Consider the following 25,691-nt stretch of genomic DNA (forward strand, 5'->3'; position numbering starts at 1 on the left):
TAATCTGACAGGGGTCTATTAAGCATAGTAGAGGAGTGGGGCTTTGCCACTCTTTATTCTCGGGAGCAAGCCCCAATATTCATTGAAAACAAGTAAATCCGAGTTTAGCTAAAAACTTCTTCTGGAATTGAAGGAATTTGAACTACAGGGTCCACTTCTTGAGCATAGTTTACATCTGCAAGATCAAATCCAAACAGTTTTTGAAATTCGTGACGGTAGCCTTGAATATCAGTGAGTGCTTCTAAATTCTGCGTATTGACTGCAGCCCACAGTTTTGATACTTCGGTTTGAATATCGTCTTGCATTTCCCAATCGTCCAACCGAATAAAACCTTGATCATCAATTTGCACACCTGCAGGACTGTACATTTTCTCCGTGAATAAACGAGAGATTTGTTCAATACAGCCTTCGTGAAGATTTTTATTTTTCATAATTTTATATAATATTGAAATATAGAGCGGAACAACAGGAATTGCGCTGCTGGCTTGGGTCACTAACGCTTTATTGACAGAAATAAGTGCCTTACCGTTAATGGATTGAAGAAGAGCATCAATTTGATTCACTGTTTTGTATAGATGTTTTTTAGCGGCTCCAATGGTTCCATCACGATAAATAGGAAATGTTAATTCAGGTCCGATATAAGAATAAGCGAGCGTTTTAACACCGTGAGCCAATAATCCGTTTTCTGAAAGGCATTGCATCCAATCAAACCAATCTTCTCCGCCCATCACTTTTTCAGTTTGTTCAATGTCTTCAGTCGAAGCGGGATCGAGAGTGATATCAAAAACTTCGCCTGTCATCACATTAACAGTGTGGTTGGTGTACGCTTGACCAATCGGTTTCAACGTCGAATTATACACCGTTCCGGTTTTGCTCTCAGTGCGTCTTGGTGAAGCTAAACTATAGATAACTAAATCGACACCACCTTGCCAATCGTTTTTGATCATATCAATCGTTTGCTGTTTGATTTCTTGGGAGAAAGCATCGCCGTTAATGCTTTTGGCATAGAGATTAGCTTTCTGTGCAGCTTCTTCAAAAGCAGCAGTATTGTACCATCCTGCGGAAGCCGTTCGTTTGGCAGACGCCGCTTTTTCGTAAAAAACACCAATGGTTGCTGCGTGTGCGCCAAACGCTGCTGCGATCCGACTCGCCAATCCATAACCCGTCGATGCGCCAATCACTAAGACTTTTTTAGGACCACTCACATCCACGTGTTGCTTAACAAAGTCAATTTGCTGGCGTACATTTTCAGCACAGCCTGTTGGATGAGCGGTAGTACAAATAAAGCCTCGAATTTTGGGTTCAATCAACATTGCCATGATTTTTCTCCATGAAATTTTTGTGATCGCTCAGAAGTTTACGCTTAATCAGTAAGAACTGACAAGTCCATCAATTAACTGCTAGTGGAGTTATTGGTGACCAATAGCTCACGTAATTTTGCCTTGATCATATCAATGGCAATTCGATTTTGACCACCACGCGGAACTATGATGTCTGCGTAGCGCTTACTGGGCTCAATAAATTGAAAATACATCGGACGAACGGTATCAATATATTGTTGTAAAACAGAATCAAACGAACGCTCGCGTTCAACGATATCGCGTTTGAGGCGACGAAGAAGGCAGATATCGAGTGGAGTATCCATAAAAATGCGAACATCCATGATGTCACGAAGTTTGGGCTCAAAAAATAGCAAAATGCCTTCAAGAACGATAATCGTATGCTGTCCTATTTCTCGAACGTTTGAAGATCGGACGTGCTGGGTAAAATCGTATTGAGGAACCTGAACAGTTTCACCATTTTGGAGGGCTATTAAGTGTTGGGAGAATAATTCATGATCAAAGGAGTCGGGATGGTCGTAGTTGATTTTAGTGCGCTCTTCAAATGAAATGTCTTTGCGATCTCTATAGTAAGAATCTTCAGTAATAACAACAACTTGGTCAGACCCAAGCTCTCGAACTATAGTATTAGCCAATAAACTTTTACCGCTAGCTGACGGCCCGGCGATACCTATAATCATCGTATTATTACGCATTCACCCCTCCCAATACAAACTGGCACAATAATACACAAAATTAATGGGATTGTCATCAATTGTTCGGTAAAAGCGAGAAAGAGATCAAAAAAGTTAGGCTAATCAATGTGCTAATAAAACATAAACGGCCCCAGCACCGCCATCTCGACCAGGAGCGCTAGTAAAAGCCAGTACAATAGGAATTTGCCGTAGCCACGCATTGACTAAATTTTTCAGAATGGGAGTATCGCCATGGTGTTTTCCTTTTCCATGGACGATTCGGACGCACCGCCAGTGTTGATTTTGGGCTTTAGTTAAGAAACGGATTAGTTCGTCACGTGCTTGATCAATTGTCGCACCGTGGAGATCTAAATGGCTTTGAATCGCAAATTCTCCAGCTTTTAAGCGCTTTAAATCTTTGTGTGAAATTCCACTACCTCGATATTCAATAGACTCTTCACCTGTCACCGATTGAGGGCTGTGATCAGATAATGGCAAGCTACTCAAATCGATGTTATTTGGTTGCCTAACCTTCTGTTTCCTATCAACTTTTATATCAACAGGCGTCGGCGCCTCTCTTTTCTCCAACAGCGGACGTTCTTCACCGAGCGGAATCGTCCCTTTGACGCTTTCGCGAAATAAAGCCCGCTCTTCGGGTGTAATGTCATCTTTGTTTGGCATAATGGAAGTATAGAACGTTATGGTCACGGCGTCGCGTCTTGAGTTGTTAGTGGTTCTCGCACTTCTCAGCTTTAGTTTAGTAAAATACTCTGTTAGACTATATATTAATTAATAGAAAGTGGGCAGAAAGCTATGAGTGATGTTTCAGTCGTCAACGACCTCAAGACAATAAGAGACTATTTACGTTGGGCTACCAGTCGATTTAACAAAGCTGAATTAGTATTCGGACATGGTACAGATAACGCCTGGGACGATGCTTTTCAATTACTGAGTTACGCATTATCAATACCCATTGAGTCCTACGATATTTTAGATGCCCGACTCACAGTAGAAGAACGCCAGCAAATTGTTCTACTTATTGACGAACGTGTAGAGACACGAAAACCTGTTCCGTATATCACTCATCGTGCTTGGTTCTCAGGTTTAGATTTTTATGTGGACGAACGAGTTCTGATACCACGATCACCGATTGCTGAATTAATTCAACAAGAGTTTAAACCCTGGGTTTCTAATAGCCCTGATCGAATTCTTGATTTATGTACAGGCAGTGGATGCATTGCAACAGCATGTGCCCTTGCATTTCCGAATGCATTAGTGGACGCCGTTGATTATGAAAAAAATGCTTTAGACGTTGCGAAAATTAATGTCGCACAATATGGATTACAAGATCACGTTAATTTAATTCACAGTGATTTATTCAATGAATTAAGTAATAAACAATATGATCTTATTGTCACTAATCCACCTTATGTGAGCAATGAAGAAATTTCTGCATTACCCAAAGAATTTCAACATGAACCCAAAATAGGATTGTACGGATATGGGGCTGATGGATTAGATATTGTGCAAAAAATCTTAAAAGAAGCCGCGAAATATCTTACACCTGAAGGGGTTTTAGTCTGTGAGGTGGGCTTTAGTGAAACTAAATTAATTGAACGATATCCAATGGCTCCTTTTACATGGGTTGAATTTCAACAGGGCGGGCAGGGCGTTTTTGTTTTAACTGCCGATCAATTAAATGCATGTCGTGAAATGTGGTAAGCTGTAGATTATTATTAGAGGATTAATGTTATGAGTCGTGAATTTAACGTTGCAGTTCTTGGCGCAACAGGTGCTGTCGGAGAAACTATTATTGAAATTCTTGCTGAAAGGCAATTCCCAGTAAAAAAATTATTTCCCTTGGGTAGCGAACGCTCAGCAGGAAAATCAGTGAGTTTTATGGGTAAAAATATTCGAGTTACCGATGCGGCTAAATTCGATTGGGCTGATGCAGAGATTGCATTATTTTCTGCAGGCGGAAGTGTTTCTGCACATTACGCACCGATAGCGGCCGATGCAGGAACTGTGGTCATCGATAATACTTCACATTTTCGACAAGACGTCGATGTTCCACTCGTGATACCTGAAGTTAATCCTGAAGCACTCAAAGACTTTCGTCAACGCAATATTATTGCAAATCCAAATTGCTCAACGATTCAAATGCTTGTTGCATTAAAACCGATTTACGACGCTGTCGGAATTCGTCGCATTAATGTGGCGACCTATCAATCTGTTTCGGGTGCTGGAAAATCAGCTCTAGCAGAATTAGCGGGTCAAGTTGCGAACGTTATGAATGGACAAGATGTAGGATGCAAAAAATTTCCAAAACAAATTGCTTTTAATGTACTTCCCCACATTGATGCCTTTCAAGACAATGGCTATACACGTGAAGAAATGAAAATGTTTTGGGAAACTCAGAAAATTTTCGGAGATCTCGATATTTTAGTGAATGCAACTGCCGTAAGGGTTCCTGTTTTTTATGGTCATTCTGAAGCCATCAACATTGAAACGATCAAAAAAATCTCTGCAGAAGAAGCCAAAGATCTCTTGAGAGTGGCGCCCGGAGTAATATTGATGGAACCTGATTCAAACTATCCAACGCCAGTCACTGAGGCTGCTAAACATGACGGCGTTTTCGTAGGGCGAGTACGAGAAGACATCAGCCATCCAAATGCCCTAAATCTTTGGGTAGTTTCCGATAATATCCGCAAAGGCGCCGCCTTAAATGCTGTGCAAATTGCCGAATTGCTGCTAAATGAAATCTAATATCCAAATTTACAATCATAGTGTTAGAAGAACTTTCTTTCGCGATGAGGGGTTTTAGGGGAGAGAATCGTGATTCTCTTCCCTAAGTATATTAAAGGAAGCATCTCCCGGTTTTTAATATCAACACCCCTGAATATGGCATTGAGTGACCAAAAAATCCAAAACCCTTAACCGGGAGATGCTGAGGGTATTGACCTAAACGATTCAAATTGTTAGCATTTCAAGCTTAGGAAAGTTTACATCGCTCGGACGCGTGTTTTTTACTAAAACAGAGTCCAATACTATGAGTGAGCATAAACGAGAACGAAATCCAGACGAATTAGATTCATCAGATGAATCTTGTCCTAAAAAGCCATCAGTTGATTACGGTGACTCATCAATTGATCTGTTAAATGATCTTGCTGATATCGCCGCTGCTCTTCCATCAAACTCATCGATTTCTGCGCAAGCTGAATCTTTTCTTTGGGATCACGCTGAAATTTTTGATGATCTACTGATCTCATCTTCACCGAAAAAGGTTGTGGATTATCTTGCTGAGAATCCGATAAGTCAAGAATACTATACAAGATTATATCAGGCGTTTACCGCGCTCATTAACAAACACTCCAGCGAAAAAATACTAAAAACAGTAAAAAATAAGTCAACGGGTAAACGTAGAAAGAGAATTGATATTGGCAAGTTATTGAATAAATTAAAACCTTGCAATACAGTAGAGGGGTGTAAATTTTTAAGCGTATTAGACGAAGGTATCTCATCTTGGCGGTTACTTAAACTTTTTGATCTTTATCATCTATCATCACATGACGAAAAAAAACCAATTTTAGACGCTTTGATTTGGCTAGAAAAGCGGCGCAGTTTTATAAAGGCTTGCATGTCTCGAGATATGGCTCTCATGAAATGGCTAGATCATAATAAGCAATCAGAAATGAAAACGACGCTTACCAAGTTCACTATTACACTTCAAAATCTTTTCTCACAAACAAAGAGCGTCAGTATAATTGAAATAGTACAAAAACGTATAGGCGAAACCCTAAAATTTGAAGAGAGTATAGAACCCGTAGTCTACAATATGCCACTGATTATGGATATTCGAATGTTGTGGCATACATTGAGCTTTAAGCATTTAATAGATCTTCAAGATGAGATTAAAAATTCCGAGCTATTAATAGATACTGACAACAATTTTCTTATTGAAAATGAGAGCATTGCTCAATTTTTCTTTTCAACCTATCCATCTCCTTTGACCTGTTTTCTTGAAGCTTTTAATGGTCTTGAAAAAGAAACCCGCTCAGATTATACGCTCAAAGTTGATCATGATATCTTGATGTGGTTGTTCTTGTCTCACGTCGATAATGCCGAACTCGCAAATACAATTTTAACGCTAAGTGCCGGTGTTGATGTTGTTGCTGAAGCGTATGCTGCCCATCAAAAAGAACGAATTGCCGCACCTCTTGCAGAATCAATGGCGAGTATTTTATCTCCGATCCATAATTCTCCTACAAAAGAAAAAAGAAAACCGGATCCTGAACTTGTAACGCGATCCCCCAGAAGAAAAATTGAAAATGCGCTAAATGAAATAAGTTCTCTACAGATAAAATAGAAAATAAAAAAATAGCTATAATTACTTTTTATTCGTTGGAGTTGATCCGCTATCTCCTGAAGAAATCTTAGGAAGTTCTGGCAACGGGGGAGAGACATCACTCGTTTTTTGATCTCGCTCGCGCTTAAGGTTTTCAACTTGCCCACTTCGTGGTTGTGCTTGAGATGTTCTTGGAGGCGCGACTGGTTTATCTGTTTTTGGCTTGCTTGGTTGAGGCGATGGACCTTGAGTTTTTCTCGGAAGCGGTAATGGAGGCTCTGAAACAGGTTTGATTCCTTCAGTTGAACCCTGAGATTCTCTTGGTAGATTTCCCGTTTGTGAAACTCTTAAAGGTTTGGGTTGATCTACAGCTACAGCCGGAGTTTTTCTTCGAACCGGAGTAGGTGCTACCCCTAGCCTAGCTGAGACTCTACTTAGATTTTCTTTGCTTGAACTTTGAGATCCTTGAGCAGGAGTAGGCAAAGGTCGTCCTGAAGGTCGTGGTAATGGAGCAGTAGGTACCGCTGGTCGAGTTGAGACTCTACTTGGATTGTCTTTAGTTGAAGCTGGCTGAGATCCTTGACCAGGAGTAGGTAAAGGTCGTCCTGATGGTCGCGCTAGTGGAGTAATTCCCACTTGTTTAGTTGAGACTCTACTTGGACTTTCTTTAGTTGAAGCTGGCTGAGATCCTTGACCAGGAGTAGGTAAAGGTCCTCGTCCTGAAGGTCGTGGTAATGGAGCAGTAGGTACCGCTGGTCGAGTTGAGACTCTACCTGGAACCTCCTTGCCAGAAGTTCGAGGCGCTGCCTGAGGTCCGCTAGCAGACGGAGGTGGAGGTGGAGTCTGAGGTAAAGGACCTGTTGATGGCAATGGAGGCCTAGTAGATTGCTCAGTAACTTGTCCTTGAATTACCTCTTGCTGAGGTTGCGTTCCTTTTTCTTGAGTTTCTTCTTCACTTACTGGAGCTTGTTGTACAGGTCCAGCAACAGTCCGATTCTGCGGTTGAATTTTATCAATCATCCCGTTTAATAAATTTATTGTATTACTCATGGCAGTAAACCAACTATCAGAACTTGTATTAGCATCGACCTCAGACGTTTTCCAAGCAGATCCTTTCTCCATTTTTTTTACTTCACCTAAAAGGGCTATAAGCTTTTCCAACTTCCCTGGTAAACCCTCCGATACTGTTTTGTTTTGAAGATTTTTCATCTCTTCATGTAGATAGGCTGGTATATTCAAAACAATATCATTTCTTCCACTAGCAAGTTGTGTTTTTAGTAGCTCCCTATAGTTATCATTCTCTGGTAATCCTTTCTCTATGAATGCATAGAGTTTTTCTTTTTCGACGTATCTATTAACAGATGGAGATTCTAGAGCTTGATCTGCATTCAGCCTCTCAGCTGATCGCTCTTGCTTTAATGCTCTAATACTATCCATTGCTTGATTGATTCCATTGATCATTCCTTCACGCCATCTATCCCAAGTGCCTGGTACATCTTTATCACCTAAATTCCAAGCGGCACCCTTTTGCATCTTATCTACTTCATCTATTACTTCGCGTAACCCATTCAAAATATCTTCTGCATTATTTGGTATTTTATTTTCTTTTAATAGATCCTTTACCTGTACTAAATAATTTGCAAGAGAACTTCTAATCTCAACTGATCCACTCGCCAGTCTTTTATTTAATTCATTTCGATAATCTGGATTATTTATTCCTTTGACAAACTCCTGCATAAGTAGAAAATCTTGGCCAATGGCATTAATTTCTTTAACTTCTTGTTCTCTTTTTAATTCATCTTCAGTTTTGAACAAATTACTAAAAAAATTGGCAACACGAACCCACCACGGGCCTCTCACTGGTTCTCTGCTTGGATTATCTTTATTCATGCCATACCCCCTTAAATTATCTCTACTTTAATTATAGTACACTTTCTATAACTCATTGATTTCAGGATAATTTATTAACATCCAGCGTGAAACTGGCGTAGATAGAGGCTTTGAGGGTGCTAGGGTGAAGTATACAATAGGCTATTGGCTAGAAGCCTCCAACTCTTTGCTTCTTAAAGAGTAAAGAATGACCTTCTTTAGGTTCATAAAATTCTCTAATAATCTCTAGTGCTTCTTTTTTTGCCGAGGCAATGAGCGATGGAATATCAATAGTGGGATCTGCTTTTTCAATCAACGCAATCAAATGAGTAAGCATTTCTTGTGTTGTTTCAAGTCCGAATCCATTACTGATTTTAGGACCTAAACCATAATACGCATTGTGCATACTGTTTGCACAATGCGGTTGTAATTGATCTGCGATAACAATGTTTTTCAGTGAGAATTCGAAATAATCTCGAGAACGAGATGAATTAGTTTTATTATAATAACACGCAATATCAAAATGCGTTTCGGCCAATAGTATATACCCAGGCGCATGATGAACTGCAGCCGCAGTATTAGCACGATTTAGTGCTAAAGCAAAATGATATCCATCACCTTTTTCCAGTTTTACAAGTTCTTCTGATAATGCGCGCAATGCGTGAAAACTAGAGTAGGGTGGAGCAGCCGCTTTCAATAATAATTCTCGATGCCCTGGTCTGGATCCTCGATGAAAATAATGCAAACCCGCCACACGATAAAAGGGAGCTAAAAATGCTTGGTGTTTTAGTGGACGATATCGTAATGAAGAATTTTTTTGTGCTTCCTGATAAGTGGGTTCTGCATTCATTTTCTCCCAAATCATTTCCCAAATAGACTCAAGATCAGGATCTAGGCAACGATCAACTATTTTTTTCTTGGATTCTGAAAGTAACAAGAGTTCTGCAAAATCATTATTGACTGATTCCATCAGGGCAGTATATTTGCGCAATCCAATTTGCTGTATTTCTTGGGACTCTTCCATGAGTACTCCTAATTTAACTTAGATTCTGCAGTTGAAACCTGACAAGGTGCTAATGCATGAAATCTAGATTTTATGTCGCCATAGTAATCGATTTAAGAATTTGCTTCAATATTAAATTTTACTGTTAGTTATTCAGTATCACTTCCCGATGAGCCAAAATTGAGAGCCCTACTGGCAGTCGTCTCATGTTCTTCATCACCTTCATACTCTACATCAGGACCATCCAGATTAGTTACGCCATCCAATTCACCTAGTGATCGTTCTTTCACAAAGCTATCACAATCTGCAAGAAGGGCGCTCATAGGACTTAGTTCTGTTGATTTCATTTTCTGGTGAGCTACAGCTTCATCTGCCTCAGTAGGTGTTGCCGTGGATACCGAAAAATTTTTTCTATCCATTGAGAGCCTTTGCAAACGTCCGAATAACGCGGGATTGGATCTTTTAATCAGAGATAAACCTTTTACAGGAGAGTCTGCGTTGCCTGGCGTACGTGGTGGGGTGACTGACTCCCCATCTTCAATTAAAATTTCTTCATAGATTTCTTCCTCACATGACCGTCCATCTGTATCTATAAACCATCTCTTGATTGGTGTCCTTATTATTTTTGATCTCTTTTTGCCTTGGCTCGTTTTTTTCTCAACGCTCTCTTCTGCATCTGAATCAACCTTTTCTTGAGTTAGTTGAGATCTTTGTTGATCATTTCTCTCTAATTTAGGTACAGCTACTTTCTCGTTACTTCTGAATTCTTCTGTATCATCACCTGACTCTTCTTCATCTTCGTCTACGTAATAGTCTTCATAAGTATATTCATCGTCATCGTTGGCTTCTTCGTCACTTTCTCTGACTTGATGTGCTGTAGGTACGTGAGTAGATCTTGAACCGACCTTTTCATCGCTCCGAGCTTCATCACTTTCTTCTTCAGTAGCACACTCGAGTTCTCCTTCTATAGTCTGTCTAGCAGGTCGCGTTTCCATGTTCTCCTTAAGATCACCAATATCAGTACTCGTTCCTGATATGTGAGTATCAGTGCCATCTATTTTTACTTCAGATTTACTTTGCAGTACTCCTCTTGAAGATGTATTACTTAGACTTTCACTCAACACAGCATCTGAATTTGAAGAGACATCATTTTCCTGAGACCCCATCTCATTTTTGTTTTTCACTTTTATTGCGCGCGGTGAAAATATAGGGTCTAACTTTGGAATGATATTTTCAACGCCAAAATTTTTCCATTTAGTATGAAATTCATCAAAATATTTTGCAAATTGTGTGGGATATTCTACTAACCAGAATGTCACCACAGATCTATATCCTGTTAATCCTTTAATTGTATAGTCTTTTCTATTAATTCTGACGGTTAGTTCTTCAGCATGAAGAGCACCTATTATTTTTATCGCATTCAGAACCATTGTTAAAAATTGAATGCCGGATTGTCTTGTGCTCGGATCACGGCTAAATTCTAATTCCTTGATGTACTTTTCGATTTCACCAAGTATTGCATTGAAGAACTGAATAATTTCAAGCTGTGGATGAAGAGGATGATTTTTATCTTTTGTAATTTGAGTAATAAAATAACTGACTTCATTTTTCTGCCATTGATTTTGGACAGTGGGCATTTCAGTTTGCAAATGCCTCAGAACAATATTTTGTAGTTCTTGGCGAAACCCAGTGAGTTTATCGTAGTCTGCATTTTTACTCTTCATTATTTATCTCCGTATTAATTTTTTAATAATTTTACATGGTGAAGATTATCAGATAATTCGTTTAAAGCAAGGGCCAGCCTCTCCCAAAATCCTTAACCGGGAGATGCTGTGTAATGTCGGCGTTAAAAAATTTTAATTTTTTGAACAAATTTTATCGGCTAAATAGCCTACAGATCCTGCATAAAAGGTTGAATTATTGTAAGTTTTTATGATGTTAAAATTGTGGAAGGCGAGTAGAGCAGGGCCACCTAATGGCATGATAATTGCAGCTTCAAGCTCTGGTGAAAGGTGTTTTGGAACTTCGACGCCGAGCTCTTCCCATTCAGACAAAGGGCGTGCGTTTTCAAAACCGTAAAGAGATTCGTCAAAATCATCAGGTAAGGTTGTTTCTAGTGCCCAAGGCTCATTACTGTGCCATCCATTTTTTTTAAGGTAGTTAGCAATAGAGGCCAATACATCATCAGTGCTATTCCAGATGTCTTTTTTGCCATCGCCGTCGTAATCAACTGCGTATTTGTACCAACTTGAAGGCAAAAATTGAGTCTGTCCCGATGCGCCTGCCCATTCACCTTTAAAGTTTGAGAAACTGACATGATGATCATTAAGAATTTTGAGTGCCAACAGAAGTTCATGCCGAAAGAACGTTTTGCGGTGCCCTTGGTAGGCCAACGTTGCGAGTGAGGTGATGACAGGGAAGTTGCCTTTAAAGTGGCCGTAACTCGATTCAAGTCCCCAGAGGGCTGTAATTATGCAAGGGTTTACGTGGTAGTCGGCAGCAATTTTCTGAAGTAAATCTTGGTATTTGCTGTATTCGCGACGACCCAAAATAATTCTAAATGTATCGATGCGAGATTTACGATACTCGGCGTAGGTGAGGCGTTTTTCCGGTTGGGTTTTATCAAAGTGTTGGACACGTTGGCTAGGTTGAACGCCTTCAAACGCTGAGTCGAATACTTGCGGGCGGATGCCTTGCGCTAAGGCTTCTTTTCGAAGGTTTTGTACCCAGTTTTGCCAGTCAGAATTCTCTTGATTTTGTTGTGCGTAGCTCGCCATCGAGATGAATATCCCAACAATAATACCAACGAAAAAACCTTTACTCATTAACGTATCTCCAAAATAGAACTTACCATTATAGTCTATTTTCGAAACCTCGACAGAAACTTTTCAAATACGAAAACATTAAGAGTATTAAGGAGTTGGACTGGGCAAGATCTACCTTTTCAAGACCGCCGTAAATACATCCCTGTAGGCTTCGGTCGAAACATCCTGTTTCTCACGATCTTGAAAAGGTAGATCTTGCCCAGTCTTCTCAACTCCGTGCTAAGTTTTTATTTCTTTAGCTCTGGAGACTTTTTTAAAAAAATCGCGAAACAAAGTTCATTGTTCAACAGTGGCAACGAAATATTCTCCATTGGCTCGGCTGCGTACAGACAAGTCAGGTATAGCCTTTCAAGATCGTTGACGAACGAAGACTACATGGAAGTATTTACGGCGGTCTTGAAAGGCTATACCTGACTTAGTCTGTAGAAGCAGCAAAATGAAAACGCCAATTTAAAACACGGAAAAAAAATTATCCTAAGTCGCGTAGGCGAAGAATCCAACTTTCTTGGAGGGAAATAAAGCGCAGCGAGGGGGACCCGAGCGAGCCATTCCCGGAAAGACAGTCGGATTCTCGCGCCGACTTTAAGAACCCAACGAATTTCTACGAAACGAACGCGGCCTTGAAAAGGTTGTCTTGCCCAGTCTAACTCCTTAAAATTTCTTTAATTCCTTTTTTGCGGAAAATGCGTCGGATTGTAACGCCGACTTTGGTAACTCGTTGAATTTAAGCGAAGTTTAAGTAGGTGTATTTACTTAAGACTTTCTTAATCTTAGAAGAGTATAATAGGTCCTGTATTGATTGATTTTTGACAGGAATTCATTTAGAATCCGCCTTAATTTAGAAGTGAAAAGGATAAATAGCTTGAGTAGTTACAGACAAATTTTGACAGCACTTGGCGATGCTCAAGTTACACTGCGAACTGTGGCTGATACTACACAACATTTTTTACATGAAACGTTACTAAAAATTGCAACTCGATTGCGGGAGAGCCATACAATGACTACAAATATTACAATGACCCAACTTGCTCAGGGATACCCTATGGCAGATACTGCGGCCACACCTGCACCAGAATCTAATCGTACTGAACTCCAAAACGAAATTTCACCCGAAATGTTAGCTGAAATTGCTCAAACACCCGTGACTAAATCTCAACAAGAAAACCAAAAATCGTTCAAACCACGTCCGGCGTTTATGCAGTCCGATACTGAAGAACTTGAACATCAAAAAGTCTTTAATCCAAAACCTCGTTAAATGTAAAATGTAATTCAACGATCAATTCCTTCTAAAAGTAGTGACTCAACACGTTGAGAACTACTTTTTTTTACCTGCTACAACGACAAAAATCTCTAGCCAATAACTATTGAATCCATTAACATTAGTTCTTACGAAATAGAGGGACTAATTGTTGCGAAAACTTCTAACCATACTGGCTGTCACAACAGTGCTCTTAGCTGTTTCCATATGCAATTTGGCCAATGATACCCAAACATACGGCCCAACTACAGCTGACGACCATCTCTGGTACATCGCTCAAAAAACGCGCCCCAATCGTGATATATCTAAACAACAGATGATGATTGCCTTACTTAAAGCCAATCCAGAAGCTTTTGCAGACAACAACGTTAATGGTTTACGCGCAGGGCAACATCTTAGAATTCCAACACTTGAAGTAATAAAGGCAATTTCGCCCGTTACTGCGCTCCTCCAAATATCTGCCCAAAATCTGAAATGGCTGAACAAAATAGACTTCGAACAGCCTACACGCGCAGACGGATCCAAAGCCCCTCCTTTTGGCACCATCAAACACGCACGCGACCCCGAAAGTATTCAAATTCATCAAACTTTTTCCAACCCAACAACTGAAACTGCCCAAGCTCAAAATACAACTACACTAGAATCAAATTCTGTAACAGTCACGCAACCTATTGTTTCAAAAGAAATTTCACTACCTCCACAACAACGGCTTTTGAATGAACTCGTTCCATCAATCAGTTTAAATGATCCTTTCACAGACATCCTTCAAGCGGCGTTGCCATCTAATAATTTAAGCACACCTTTTAAGCCTATCATCTCGTTTAATGTCCCTATTATTCAGGCACTTACATCTGCATTGCAAGCACGTCAGGAAACGAAAACTGCAATTTCTCCTAACGGAATCATTACTGCAATCACAGCAGAAACTCTAATAAAAAATGGTATTGCAACACATATTAGCAATTTAACTCAGCAGGTCGATAATTTTATAATTAGATTCAATGACTTAGATAAATATACTCGAGAAAGACTTGATATCATAGAAGATGAACATGTTGCTATGAAAAATCAAATTGCTTCGCTTGATAAACAATTAAAACAACTCAAAGAAAATTACTTACAATATTCTACGCCAGTTTTTCATCACTCAGCATTCAGTGACTATGGCATTTGGATTATGGGAAGCAGCGTGCTAGCCTGTTTACTCGTGCTGATTTTTACCGTTTCCAGAAAGCGTCGCTCCCATGACGATGTGACCAAAAAAATCTCCGCTACAATCACAAAGAAAAAAAGCTTGCCTGAAGAAGAGGTCGAAATCGTTGAAGTGATTGAAGATGAGTATGACTATCTTGGCAGTCAAGAAGGGGTTGCTGCAAAACTCGATTTAGCTAGAGCGTATATTGATATGGGTGACTCTTCGCAAGCTGCGCATGTCCTTAATGAGGTAATTACGCATGGCAATGAAGAACAACGTTATAAAGCGCGCAAAATTCTCGCTGATATAATCCAGGATACTGTACATTAATGCCAAAATTTGCGATTGGTATAGAATATGATGGCACCCGCTATCATGGTTGGCAAACTCAAGAACCTGGCGTAAAGACAATTCAATCAGAAATCGAGCTTGCTTTATCAAAAGTCGCCGATGCTCCCATCAGTGTTATTTGTGCAGGCCGCACTGATAAGGGTGTACATGCCGCAGGTCAAGTCGGTCATTTTATTACAGATGTCGAGCGCCCCATCAAAAACTGGCTTTTGGGCGGCAACACGAATTTACCAAAGGACATTTCTTTGCACTGGATTCGTGAAGTAGACGAATCCTTTCATGCTAGACATAGCGCATTATCACGTCGTTATCACTATATTATTTTTAATAGACCAATTCGAAGTGCATTGTATCCTCATCGAATGAGTTGGCATTTCCGACATTTAGATGCCATGAAAATGCATGAAGCAGGGCAGCACCTCGTGGGTGAACATGATTTTCAATCATTTCGAGATGCGGAGTGCCAATCGAAAACTTCCATTCGAGATATAAAATCCTTAAATGTCCATCGTCAGGGTGATTTGATTCTAATCGATGTTACCGCCAATGCATTTTTACATCATATGGTACGCAATATCGCAGGGGTATTGATGGTGATTGGAGAAGGGAAGAGAGATGCCCATTGGGCTCTTGAGGTGTTACTTGCCAAAGATCGAACTGCCGGCGGAATCACCGCGCACCCCTTTGGGCTTTATCTAGTTCACGTGGAATATCCCGCGATTCATGAAATGCCAGAATTTACAGGCCTGCCATTGATGCTCGATAGCATACCCTAGCCTCGATATTTGGCTATTTTTTACTGGCAGCGGGAGCAGCAGTGCTTTGCGTTTTAAATTCACCTATTTCTTTGATCAATTTCTGAAATGGACAGTAGGGAATGTTCATTCTGTTTAATTGCTCATGCACTCTGGATTCATAATAGCTTTTTACTAAAGGTATTTTACAGTTGTCAAATTTACGTAATCGATCTCTCAATTCTGCAATGTCATTATAAGCCTTCATTTGCTCTGGGCTTAGTAGATGTTCTTCAGGAACAGCTTTAGTTTTATTTGTGGCGTCAGTTTGTTCATTTTTATTTAAACTTTCTTTTTGACTTCTGCGCTCAATATAACTTTGATAAGGCGGGTATTTTTCAATTTCCAGTAGATTATTGCGCAGCGTTCCAAATGTAGACTTATCTTTTGGGAAACCTGGACGTGTCATTGCATTAATATTCCTAAGAGCAGCCTGATAGCCCGGCAAAGCTAATTTTGCCGTAGCTATATTCCTCAAGTTAGTGAGATTTGCTTGAGTTGCATCAATACGTTTAGTTAATGCGGCATACTGATTATTAAGCTCTGCTGGTATGTTAGTCGTTCCCACTTGGTTTATTTGTGTCTCGAGCATTCTTTTTTCTTCCTTGAGATGCTGCTGATTAGTAGTAATAGACTCTATAACTTCCTTCAATCCGTTAATATCTAAGCTTCTAAGATCAGTTTTCATCAGCGAACGTGCGTCTTCTATATAATATTCAAATTTTGCCATTTGTAGACCAAGCACATCTAATGCTTTGTCTAAATCAGGTTTTTTGATTTTACTTTCTGTCGTTGATGTCCAGCTTGGCATTGTTAAATCACTCATGCTTTGCCGCTGAGAATGCTGTGCTAGAGATTTTTCAGCTTTCTCTAATAATTGAATATCCTCATTTTGTCGTGAAGAATATCCTGTGAATAGCCTTCTGATATCGAGTCCAGTTTTAGGATACTTTCCATTCGCATTAGTCTTGATATCATTTAACATTGTTTTTAATATTGCGATTTTATCGGCTGGATTATCATATAATCTCAGATACGCTGCTAATGTAGACTCATTCAAATGGCCTTCATTAGCAGAGAATATTGATAGTATCAACTTTCTCTGCTCAGCATTGTCTTGTTGTGGCAATTTTTCTCTTATTATCACATTAATTCCAGGCAAGTCTCCTAACAAGTTGAATATTACAATTGCACGGCCAAGTTCAGGCTTACATTTATCGATTAATTGATTTAGTTGCTCATGGTTAGCTTCATTAAAAAGAAGATCCATAATATTGGGATTTTTCATGATGAAGAGGGCGTGGGTTGGATTTTCGATCATGTCGTCCACCACGGCTTGTTTCTTGTGTAAAAATAATTTATATAACTCATATTGGATTAGCTTGATACTTTTAGAATCTGAGGGATTATTTTTGAGTATATGATCTTGCAGATTCATTAATAGATTGACTTGAGCCGCTGTAGAATTTTTTCCATAAAGATTATCATAGTGCCTCAACAGCCCTGATAACACCTCTGTATTTAATTTTGCACCATTAACCAAAAATTGATCTAAATTAGGGTTCTGCATTCTAAGAGGAGCTTTATCTACGCCCTCCAGAATCGTTCTAAAATTATTGAGATATCGTTTTTCATCACTTATTATCGCTGTGAAATTTCTTGAGAGAACGTCTTGTATTACGAAGTCTATATGATCAACACCTACTTTATTTATAATTTCACCTAGCACTTTTTTTGCCTTTTCTTGGCCGTGTAACTTTACAAGCCCGTTATACAGTTTATCAAATAATGATGCCGCACCCTTAAAGTCACCATTAACGAATTTCTTGCGAATATTCTGATACTCAGCGACATATGGCGCTAAAGTATATGTATTGTCTACTTTATTATTCATCCACTAAACCCCCTCTATGAGATCATGAAGCGGTGAAGTGCTCACCTCATCTCTTATTACAATTATAGTGTATTACCTGGGTGTTTACCGGGCTTCTCTAGGCCGTAAGAAGTCCTTAGCCCTTTCTAGATATCTGTCGCACGTTAGTCCGCCCATCCCAGATATCGCATAACTTATTGATTATTCGTGTTATTCTTGCTTTTCGGCAGGTTGTTTATTGGATATCTTGGCTAGGAAATGCTTGCCTTCTAGGGCTATACCCCTATAAAATGATGGTTTTACGGCTAGGATTCCCAATAATGAGTTGGTTTAAAAAGCTATTGCCTTCGAAAATCGAGTCCGCATCAGGTGGAAAGAAAGGCGTGCCTGAAGGAATCTGGAGTAAGTGCGGTAAATGCAGTGCAACATTGTATCGCGCCGAATTAGAACGCAATCTCAATGTCTGTCCAAAATGTGGTTATCACGAAAGACTCTCTGGAAGAATGCGATTAGCCATTTTTCTTGATGAAGGATCTCATGAAGAAATTGCAGCAGATGTTGGACCGGTTGATTATTTAAAATTTCGTGATACAAAAAAATATAAAGATCGTTTAGTTGCTGCACAGAAAAAAACGGGTGAAAAAGAAGCACTGATTGTAATGGCTGGAAAATTAAAACAAATCCCTCTCGTAGCCTGTGCTTTTGATTTTGATTTTATTGGCGGCTCAATGAGTTCCGCTGTAGGTGAACGTTTTGTGCAAGGCGTGCATGCTGCTATCGAAAGAAAAGTGCCTTTCATTTGCTTTTCGAGTAGTGGGGGAGCGCGAATGCAAGAAAGTGTTATTTCGCTCATGCAAATGAGTAAAACAAGTGCCGCACTTGCAAGACTTTCAGCCGCAAAACTGCCTTATTTTTCGATTTTACTGGATCCTACGACTGGTGGTGTTTCAGCTAGTTTAGCAACCTTAGGCGATGTGATTATTGCAGAACCCGAAGCTTTAATCGGATTTACTGGACCGCGTGTAATCGAACAAACTGTGCGTGAAAAATTACCCGAAGGTTTTCAACGCAGTGAATTTTTACTTGAACATGGCGCTATTGATATGATTGTAGATCGCCGTGAAATGCGCAACACAGTCGCAAGATTATTGGCAAAATTAACACACTGCCCACAACCCTTAGCCGATGAAATAAATACTTCAACAACTTCTTGAGAACTCTAAAACAATGAAGTTAGGCTACGATTTAGATTCTTGGTTATCGGCAATCGCAGAACGGCATTCTCCCGACATTATTTTAGGTCTCGATAGAATTAACCAGATCGCTGAAAGACTACAATTAACTCATTTTGACTGTCCTGTCATTACCGTTGCAGGTACTAATGGAAAAGGCAGCACCGTCGCCACACTACAAAGACTGTATTCCAACGCAGGCTATAAAATAGGCTCCTATTATTCTCCTCATTTACATCATTTCAGTGAGCGAATACAGATTAATAATAAACCGGTAGATGAACCTGTAATTTGTGATGCATTCCAGACTTTATCTACCGAGATTTCTGATGCACCACTGACATTTTTTGAATTTATTACGCTCGCTGCATTGATCATTTTCAAAAAAAATGACTTAGATATTTTGGTTCTGGAAGTAGGCTTAGGCGGGCGTTTAGATGCCGTCAATTGTGTTGAAAATTCTATCGCCATCCTCACACAAATTGATTTCGATCATTGTGATCGATTAGGTGATAATCGTGAGGCCATTGGCTTCGAAAAAGCGGGCATTTTTCGGGAAAATAAAATCGCTATTTGTGGGGATCTTTCACCTCCGAGCTCGGTGATCAATCAAGCCAAACTATTGAATTGTGATTTTTATACACATGGCAAAGATTTTTATATCGAACAGCAGAGTAGTACTTTATGGAATTGGAAAATGCGCGGAAAAGAACTACGTGATATCGCAACACCTCGCGTTCCTCAAACCAGTGTAGCTTGTGCCTTGGTGGCTGCACAATTATTACAACGCTATTTGCCTGTTACAGATCAATGCATGTTTGATGCTGCTCAGAATACGAGATTAGCAGGGCGATTTGAAGTCATACAAGATCAATGTCCGATTATTTTTGATGTAGCGCATAATCCATCGGCGGTAGAATTACTCGCGCTAAACCTCATGAAAGAAGAGCATTCTGGCAGAACCATCGCGTTATTTAGTGTACTTGCGGATAAGGACTGTCAAGGAATGATCGAACCTATGAAGAGAATTATTCATGAATGGCATGTTTTCCCGCTGGAAACACCTAGAGCCAGTCCCACAACGGAAATTATTCAGCATATAAAAGCCACTTCAGAGGGAGCTTGTCATCATCACGCCGATGCGACTACAATGTGGCAACACTTGAAGGGACGACTTACATCACAGGATAGGGTAGTCGTTTTTGGGTCTTTTTATACCGTGGCCGCAGTACAATGCGCCATAACACTTGAAGAGAATCGCTGAGGGAAACTGCTATGGAAATGAAACAACGAATTATCGGAATTATAGTGCTTGTTGCACTGGCTATTCTATTAGTGCCATTAATTTTCGATAGTGAAGTTGCATTACCACCGCCTAATCATCTTCCTGTTGCAAACGCTCAACCCATCAAAAATGAGGGAAAAACAGTTGCTTATCAGGCCCCAACTATCAAACCAGCACAAATTCAAGAATCGTCTGATAAAGCGCTGCTTCATAACACAAAAGAGTTAGCTACATCAGATACAAATGATAGTGAAGATCATGAAAGTTTTGCGACAAATGATGATGACGCTCAAACACCTTCACCTGAAGATGATTTGCTCGATAAACCGGTGCCCCAAGAGCCTCAAAATCATCCAATTTTACCCAAAGAGACTGTTGTTAAAGCGAAAGAAACATCGACCAACAGTAAATCAGCCAATGATGATTTAGTGAAAGAAGCCGCGCTTAAAATAGCCATTCAAAAAGAAAATTCAGAAAAAATGATAGCGACAAAAAAAATTGCTGATAAACAAAACAGCAAAGTCAATCCACAACAACATAGAGAGTTTAGTTTATCTTCCGATAAGCCAAAAAAACAAAATATTGGGAACTCTATAGTACTCAAGCAAAATGAGAATATTGTTGCTGGAACTGGCGCATGGGCAATTCAGCTAGGTAGTTTCTCTGAAATAGCCAATGCAAATAAATTAGCCAATCAGCTAAAATCTAAAGGATTTAATGCATTTACTGAACGAGATAAGTTAAGAAACAATGTGCATCGCGTGTTGGTAGGGCCTGCACACGACCGAAATACTGCTGAAAAGACTATGGCACAATTAAAAAGCAACTTGAATATTCAAGGTATTGTTGTGAGGTACAAACGATGATCGATTTATTAATCAATCTTAATGTCACAGACTTTATTATTTTAGGTTTGATCATCCTCTCAGTGATTATTAGTATATCACGAGGATTTATTCGCGAAGCATTATCACTAACAACATGGTTAATTGCAGCTTATCTAGCCTTTACACTCTCATCAGGATTAGGTGAGAAATTATCAGGCGTAATCAGCAGTTCATCCATACGAATGGTCGTCGCGTTTCTAGCAATATTTTTATCGATTGTCATTATTGGTGCAATTCTTAGTTTCTTTCTTAGTAAATTGATCTCCATTTCAGGATTAGGCCTTATTGATCGGATTCTCGGAATCCTTTTTGGTGCTGCACGGGGAATTTTATTAGTCGCTTTACTTGTGTTAATGATTCAAGGATCAGCCTTCATTGATCGAGATTGGTGGAAATCATCTCAATTAATTCCGGAATTCAAACCTATCACTTCGGCAATGGAAGAATTGATTCCAAAAGACGTCGAAAAAACTGAAATTACGGTAGAAGGCAAAGATAAAAAAGAAGAACCCCACAAAAAATAGAATACGTGAGTTAAGCAGCATTGAATACAGTACAATTACTTGAAATCGACACATTTTTACTCTGTCCCACTCCTGACGCCTGGATACAGTCCGCCATCGCCAATCAAGAATTACTCTTGGTAGATCATGCACAATGTGAAAAAAAAGCCGCCGCGACTGCCTTAAGTATGATTTACCGATATCCTGATCGGACTGAACTTCTCCAGAAAATGTCACGAATCGCACGAGAAGAGTTACGACATTTTGAACACGTATTAAAATTTATCGTGGTTCGAGGTTTTCAATACGTTCATTTAGCCCCCTCACGTTATGCGGGTGGTTTAAAAAAACACGCTAGGAATTCTTTATTAGAGCATCTTGTCGACACATTAATTATCGGTGCTTTCATCGAAGCACGTTCATGCGAACGTTTCAAAAAATTAGCTCCGCATCTCGATGACGAACTCAGCCAATTTTATAGAGGGTTATTAGCCTCCGAATCTCGCCATTTTCAAGAATACATTAAATTGGCAGAGCATTACGCTCAAGAGGATATCTCTTCTCGCATCAGTGCATTGGCTATCATAGAAGCTGAATTAATTACTTCTCCTGATACTGAATTCCGATTCCATAGTGGTGTCGTCTAGCTCCAAGAAGGAGCCCGTTTTTCGAAGAATGCACTGAGACCTTCTTGAGCTTCGGAAGAGACGCGAATTTGGGCGAGGAGTTGAGCCGTTTTTTCAAGCTCGCCTGCGGGTGTGATTGAAAGATCCTGAATTAATTTTTTGGTGGTGGCCATTGCAATGGGACCATTGTTCAGAAGTTGTGCAATGATAGTGTCAGCAGTTGCAACGAGTAGTGAATCGTTGACAACGCTATGAACTAAACCAATATGATAAGCTTCTTCTGAAGTAAACGCTTCGGCTGTTAAAGCAAAATGTCTGAGTTGTCTCGCACCGATCGCACGCAAAACATGAGGCGCAATAGTAGCAGGTACAAGACCTAATTTTACTTCTGAGAGTGCAAAAGAGGCTGAATGTGCAGCAATAGCAATATCGCAACACGCTATTAGACCAACACCCCCTCCAAATGCTGAGCCTTGAATCACAGCAACTGTGGGTTTAGGAAACGTGTTAAGTGTTTGCAATAATCGGGCGAGTAGAGCAGCATCTTCTTGATTTTCTGCATCTGTGAGTGTAGTGGCATTTTTAAACCATTTTAAATCACCACCGGCACAAAAATATTTTCCTTTCGCATTAATTTTGATCACACGTATGCTTGGATCTAGAGCAAATTCATCGAGCGTTTTTTGTAATTGTTTAATCAGATTCACATCAAAAGCATTATGTTGTTGCAATCGATTAAATGTTAAAGTTGCAATGCCATGATTGCAGTCGACAAGAAGATGTTCACTTTCTGTTACCATGATTAACGTCCTTTGGTTAGTTCATAATAAATTACATTCTGAATACACCATACTGAGTTGAGTGAATTGGTGCATTTAAAGCTGCTGAAATTCCAATTCCTAGCACTTTACGAGTATCCTTAGGGTCAATGATACCATCATCCCATAACCGTGCACTAGCATAGTAAGGATTACCCTGAGTTTCATATTGACGCCGAATATTGTTCATAAAAGCTTCCTCTTCGGCAGGAGGCCATTGAGTTCCGTCACGCGCATTTTTTTCACGAGTCACTTGAGCCAATACTTGAGCAGCCTGTTCGCCACCCATTACCGATATTCGCGCATTTGGCCATGTCCACAAAAATCGGGGGGCATAGGCTCGACCACACATGGCATAATTTCCAGCGCCAAAACTTCCGCCAATAATCACAGTAAATTTAGGCACATTTGAACAGGCAACAGCCATAACCATTTTCGCGCCATGTTTTGCAATACCTTCATTTTCGTATTTTCGGCCCACCATAAATCCATTTATATTTTGCAGAAAAACTAATGGTATTTTTCTTTGATTACATAATTCAATAAAGTGAGTGCCTTTTTGAGCAGATTCAGAAAATAAAATGCCGTTATTTGCAATAATGCCTACTGGGTAGCCGTATATATGGGCGAATCCACACACTAATGTCCCACCATACAATGCTTTAAATTCATCCAATTCTGAACCATCTACAATTCGACCAATAATTTCTCGAACATCATACGGTCGACGAGGATCAGCATTAACAATTCCATATAACTCTTCAATATCATGTTCAGGAGAACGCGCATCTAAAGTATTCAACGATATTGTTTTTCTGCGATTAAGATTTGAAACAGCTCGGCGCGCTAATTGTAGAGCGTGTTGATCATCGTTAGCATAATAATCTGCGACACCGGAAATTTTACAATGCACATCAGCACCCCCTAATTCTTCAGCAGTGACTTGTTCACCCGTTGCTGCTTTTACTAATGGTGGTCCACCCAAAAAAATCGTCGCTTGATTTTTCACCATAATCGATACATCTGCCATAGCAGGAACATAAGCGCCACCTGCGGTACAGGATCCCATTACTACAGCAATTTGGGGAATATTCTGACGCGAGAGTTGGGCTTGATTATAAAATATTCGACCAAAATGATCTCTATCAGGAAATACTTCATCTTGTGCAGGTAAAAACGCACCACCTGAATCCACCAAATAAACACAGGGTAAATGATTTTGAGCCGCAATTTCTTGTGCGCGTAAATGTTTTTTAACTGTAATCGGAAAATAGGTACCGCCTTTCACTGTTGCATCATTCACCACGATCATGCATTCCTGGCCTTCGATCTTGCCAACTCCAGTAATTAAACCACCACATGGTACTGGCTCATCGTACAATTCATAACCCGCAAATTGTGATAATTCCAAAAAAGGTGAACCAGGATCCACTAATTTTGTAATTCGATCGCGAGGTAATAATTTCCCATGTTTAACATGTCGATCTCGACCTTTTACATTACCACCAGCAGTAATCGATGATAATTTGGCGCGAAAATCCTCAACGAGTCCTTTCATCGCATCTGTATTTTTTTTAAATGTTTCACTACTGGTCTTTACCGTAGAAGCTAATGTGTTCATTCCTTTCTCCATTAAATCAAATAATTTCAACGGCAACCGCAGTTGCCTCACCGCCTCCGATACACAATGCAGCGATTCCCTTTTTTAAACCATGCGTACGTAAAGCATGAATTAATGTAACAACTATACGGGCTCCTGATGCTCCCAAGGGGTGACCTAACACACAGGCACCGCCATGAATATTCACCTTGTTAGGATCTAATTCTAAAGCGGTTATCGCTGCTAATGCCACTGCGGCAAATGCCTCATTGATTTCAAATAAATCAACATCCTCAATATTCCAACCCGTTTTTTCCAATAATAACTTAATCGCACCTATAGGCGCGGTTGTAAAGAATGTAGGATCCTGTGAATACGAACTGTGAGCAACAAGTCGAGCAAGAGGCGAAAGATTTAATTCTTTAGCTTGGCTTTCAGTCATTAATACCAGAGCTGCAGCGCCATCTGAAATTGAGCTCGCATTCGCAGCAGTGATAGTGCCATCTGCGGCAAATGCAGGTTTTAGTTGAGGAATTTTTTCCGGACGAGCAGTTTGAGGTCCTTCATCTAAAGAAATCATTTGATCCTTCACGTGGACAGAAATAATTTCATCATTAAAAAACCCTTTAGCAGTTGCGTCATGGGCTTTCTGAACTGATTTTAGTGCAAAATTATCTTGATCCTCACGTGTAAAATTAAAATGTTTGACACACTTTTCTGCGTAATATCCCATTAATTTATGTTCATACGCATCTTCTAATCCATCAATAAAAAGATGATCTAAAACGGATTGATGACCCAATCGATATCCCGATCTCGCTTTCGGAAGTAAGTAGGGTGCATTACTCATGCTTTCCATTCCGCCTGCGACGGCAATGCGAGCATTGCCTGAGCGTAAAGAATCGTGCGCAAAAATAATGGATTGCATTCCTGATCCGCAGACTTTATTCACCGTAGTGCAGCCAACATGAGTGGGTAAACCAGCTCCTAGAGCAGCCTGACGAGCAGGTGCTTGACGAAGTCCGGCCGGTAAAACACATCCCATAATCACTGCATCAATCTCATCACTCGAAATAGTGCTTGTTGCAACAGCAGATTGAATTGCTTTTGCCCCTAAATCAGTAGCAGAAAGCGTTTGCAAACAACCTTGGAAATTACCAATGGGTGTGCGTTTAGCTGAAACAATAACAACAGTGTCACTCGACATAAAAAA

22 protein-coding genes are annotated in these 25,691 nt (G+C 39.9%); 11 read left to right on the forward strand and 11 right to left on the reverse strand.

The features are described from left to right. Positions 1-104: 104 nt before the first annotated feature. The 3 genes from K2X50_06355 to K2X50_06365 all read right to left on the reverse strand — a co-directional run bounded on the left by K2X50_06355 (position 105) and on the right by K2X50_06365 (position 2,722). Positions 105-1,313: a trans-2-enoyl-CoA reductase family protein gene (locus K2X50_06355; protein ID MBX9586863.1), complete on the reverse strand. Its 1,209-nt coding sequence runs from the start codon at positions 1,311-1,313 to the stop codon at positions 105-107. A gap of 80 nt (positions 1,314-1,393) precedes the next feature. Further along, positions 1,394-2,035 carry a uridine kinase gene (gene udk / locus K2X50_06360; protein MBX9586864.1) on the reverse strand — a complete coding sequence of 214 codons (642 nt, stop codon included), beginning with the start codon at positions 2,033-2,035 and terminating at the stop codon, positions 1,394-1,396. Positions 2,036-2,137: 102 nt separating this feature from the next. After that, a complete protein-coding gene (locus K2X50_06365; protein ID MBX9586865.1) occupies positions 2,138-2,722 on the reverse strand; it encodes a Smr/MutS family protein in 585 nt (194 codons plus the stop codon). A 105-nt stretch (positions 2,723-2,827) separates the two neighbouring features. On the opposite strand from K2X50_06365, the gene prmB reads away from it, so the two are divergent. The 3 genes from prmB (at position 2,828) to K2X50_06380 (ending at position 6,380) form a co-directional block, all read left to right on the forward strand. Further along, positions 2,828-3,736, forward strand: coding sequence for a 50S ribosomal protein L3 N(5)-glutamine methyltransferase (prmB, locus tag K2X50_06370; GenBank protein ID MBX9586866.1), 909 nt, complete (start codon positions 2,828-2,830; stop codon positions 3,734-3,736). Between the two features lie 30 nt (positions 3,737-3,766). Continuing rightward, positions 3,767-4,780, forward strand: a complete 1,014-nt coding sequence (locus tag K2X50_06375; GenBank protein MBX9586867.1) for an aspartate-semialdehyde dehydrogenase — start codon at positions 3,767-3,769, stop codon at positions 4,778-4,780. A gap of 283 nt (positions 4,781-5,063) precedes the next feature. Further along, on the forward strand, positions 5,064-6,380 hold the full coding sequence (locus tag K2X50_06380) for a hypothetical protein (GenBank protein MBX9586868.1): 1,317 nt from the start codon (positions 5,064-5,066) through the stop codon (positions 6,378-6,380). A gap of 21 nt (positions 6,381-6,401) precedes the next feature. Here the strand turns inward: K2X50_06380 and K2X50_06385 are convergent, their stop codons facing one another. The 4 genes from K2X50_06385 to K2X50_06400 form a co-directional block, all read right to left on the reverse strand. After that, entirely contained in the window at positions 6,402-8,249 is a 1,848-nt protein-coding gene (locus tag K2X50_06385) for a hypothetical protein (GenBank protein MBX9586869.1), read from the reverse strand. Positions 8,250-8,397: 148 nt separating this feature from the next. Then, entirely contained in the window at positions 8,398-9,252 is an 855-nt protein-coding gene (locus tag K2X50_06390) for a DUF5630 domain-containing protein (protein MBX9586870.1), read from the reverse strand. 128 nt (positions 9,253-9,380) lie between these two features. Further along, positions 9,381-10,955, reverse strand: a complete 1,575-nt coding sequence (locus K2X50_06395; protein ID MBX9586871.1) for a hypothetical protein — start codon at positions 10,953-10,955, stop codon at positions 9,381-9,383. 132 nt (positions 10,956-11,087) lie between these two features. Further along, positions 11,088-12,008: a lytic murein transglycosylase gene (locus K2X50_06400; protein MBX9586872.1), complete on the reverse strand. Its 921-nt coding sequence runs from the start codon at positions 12,006-12,008 to the stop codon at positions 11,088-11,090. A gap of 910 nt (positions 12,009-12,918) precedes the next feature. Here K2X50_06400 and K2X50_06405 point away from each other — a divergent pair. From K2X50_06405 to truA, 3 genes are all read left to right on the forward strand, one after another. Next, complete coding sequence (locus K2X50_06405; GenBank protein MBX9586873.1) at positions 12,919-13,311, forward strand: hypothetical protein; 393 nt, start codon at positions 12,919-12,921, stop codon at positions 13,309-13,311. Positions 13,312-13,462: 151 nt separating this feature from the next. Then, the gene (locus K2X50_06410; GenBank protein ID MBX9586874.1) at positions 13,463-14,839 is read left to right on the forward strand and encodes a hypothetical protein; all 1,377 of its coding nucleotides are present in this window, start codon (positions 13,463-13,465) and stop codon (positions 14,837-14,839) included. Beyond that, positions 14,839-15,636 carry a tRNA pseudouridine(38-40) synthase TruA gene (gene truA / locus K2X50_06415; protein ID MBX9586875.1) on the forward strand — a complete coding sequence of 266 codons (798 nt, stop codon included), beginning with the start codon at positions 14,839-14,841 and terminating at the stop codon, positions 15,634-15,636. The genes K2X50_06410 and truA overlap by 1 nt, the downstream gene beginning before the upstream one ends. A gap of 13 nt (positions 15,637-15,649) precedes the next feature. Here the strand turns inward: truA and K2X50_06420 are convergent, their stop codons facing one another. Beyond that, on the reverse strand, positions 15,650-17,548 hold the full coding sequence (locus tag K2X50_06420) for a hypothetical protein (protein ID MBX9586876.1): 1,899 nt from the start codon (positions 17,546-17,548) through the stop codon (positions 15,650-15,652). A 299-nt stretch (positions 17,549-17,847) separates the two neighbouring features. Between K2X50_06420 and accD the strand changes: the two genes are divergently transcribed. Genes accD through K2X50_06445 form a run of 5 tightly spaced genes read left to right on the forward strand, consistent with a single transcriptional unit; the run spans position 17,848 to position 22,081 of the window. Beyond that, positions 17,848-18,741: an acetyl-CoA carboxylase, carboxyltransferase subunit beta gene (accD, locus tag K2X50_06425; GenBank protein ID MBX9586877.1), complete on the forward strand. Its 894-nt coding sequence runs from the start codon at positions 17,848-17,850 to the stop codon at positions 18,739-18,741. 13 nt (positions 18,742-18,754) lie between these two features. Beyond that, entirely contained in the window at positions 18,755-20,023 is a 1,269-nt protein-coding gene (gene folC, locus K2X50_06430) for a bifunctional tetrahydrofolate synthase/dihydrofolate synthase (GenBank protein MBX9586878.1), read from the forward strand. Between the two features lie 11 nt (positions 20,024-20,034). After that, positions 20,035-20,910: an SPOR domain-containing protein gene (locus K2X50_06435; protein MBX9586879.1), complete on the forward strand. Its 876-nt coding sequence runs from the start codon at positions 20,035-20,037 to the stop codon at positions 20,908-20,910. Then, on the forward strand, positions 20,907-21,455 hold the full coding sequence (locus K2X50_06440; GenBank protein ID MBX9586880.1) for a CvpA family protein: 549 nt from the start codon (positions 20,907-20,909) through the stop codon (positions 21,453-21,455). Before K2X50_06435 ends, K2X50_06440 begins: the two co-directional genes overlap by 4 nt. Before the next feature lie 20 nt (positions 21,456-21,475). Continuing rightward, positions 21,476-22,081: a tRNA-(ms[2]io[6]A)-hydroxylase gene (locus tag K2X50_06445; GenBank protein MBX9586881.1), complete on the forward strand. Its 606-nt coding sequence runs from the start codon at positions 21,476-21,478 to the stop codon at positions 22,079-22,081. Here K2X50_06445 and K2X50_06450 read toward each other — a convergent pair. Genes K2X50_06450 through K2X50_06460 form a run of 3 tightly spaced genes read right to left on the reverse strand, consistent with a single transcriptional unit; the run spans position 22,078 to position 25,685 of the window. After that, positions 22,078-22,860, reverse strand: coding sequence for an enoyl-CoA hydratase/isomerase family protein (locus K2X50_06450; GenBank protein MBX9586882.1), 783 nt, complete (start codon positions 22,858-22,860; stop codon positions 22,078-22,080). The genes K2X50_06445 and K2X50_06450 overlap by 4 nt on opposite strands. 31 nt (positions 22,861-22,891) lie before the next feature. Beyond that, positions 22,892-24,499: a methylcrotonoyl-CoA carboxylase gene (locus tag K2X50_06455; GenBank protein ID MBX9586883.1), complete on the reverse strand. Its 1,608-nt coding sequence runs from the start codon at positions 24,497-24,499 to the stop codon at positions 22,892-22,894. A gap of 16 nt (positions 24,500-24,515) precedes the next feature. Continuing rightward, positions 24,516-25,685, reverse strand: coding sequence for an acetyl-CoA C-acyltransferase (locus K2X50_06460; GenBank protein MBX9586884.1), 1,170 nt, complete (start codon positions 25,683-25,685; stop codon positions 24,516-24,518). Positions 25,686-25,691: the final 6 nt, after the last annotated feature.

The sequence above is a fragment of the Gammaproteobacteria bacterium genome (assembly GCA_019748175.1).
In the GTDB taxonomy this organism is placed as follows: domain Bacteria; phylum Pseudomonadota; class Gammaproteobacteria; order JAIEPX01; family JAIEPX01; genus JAIEPX01.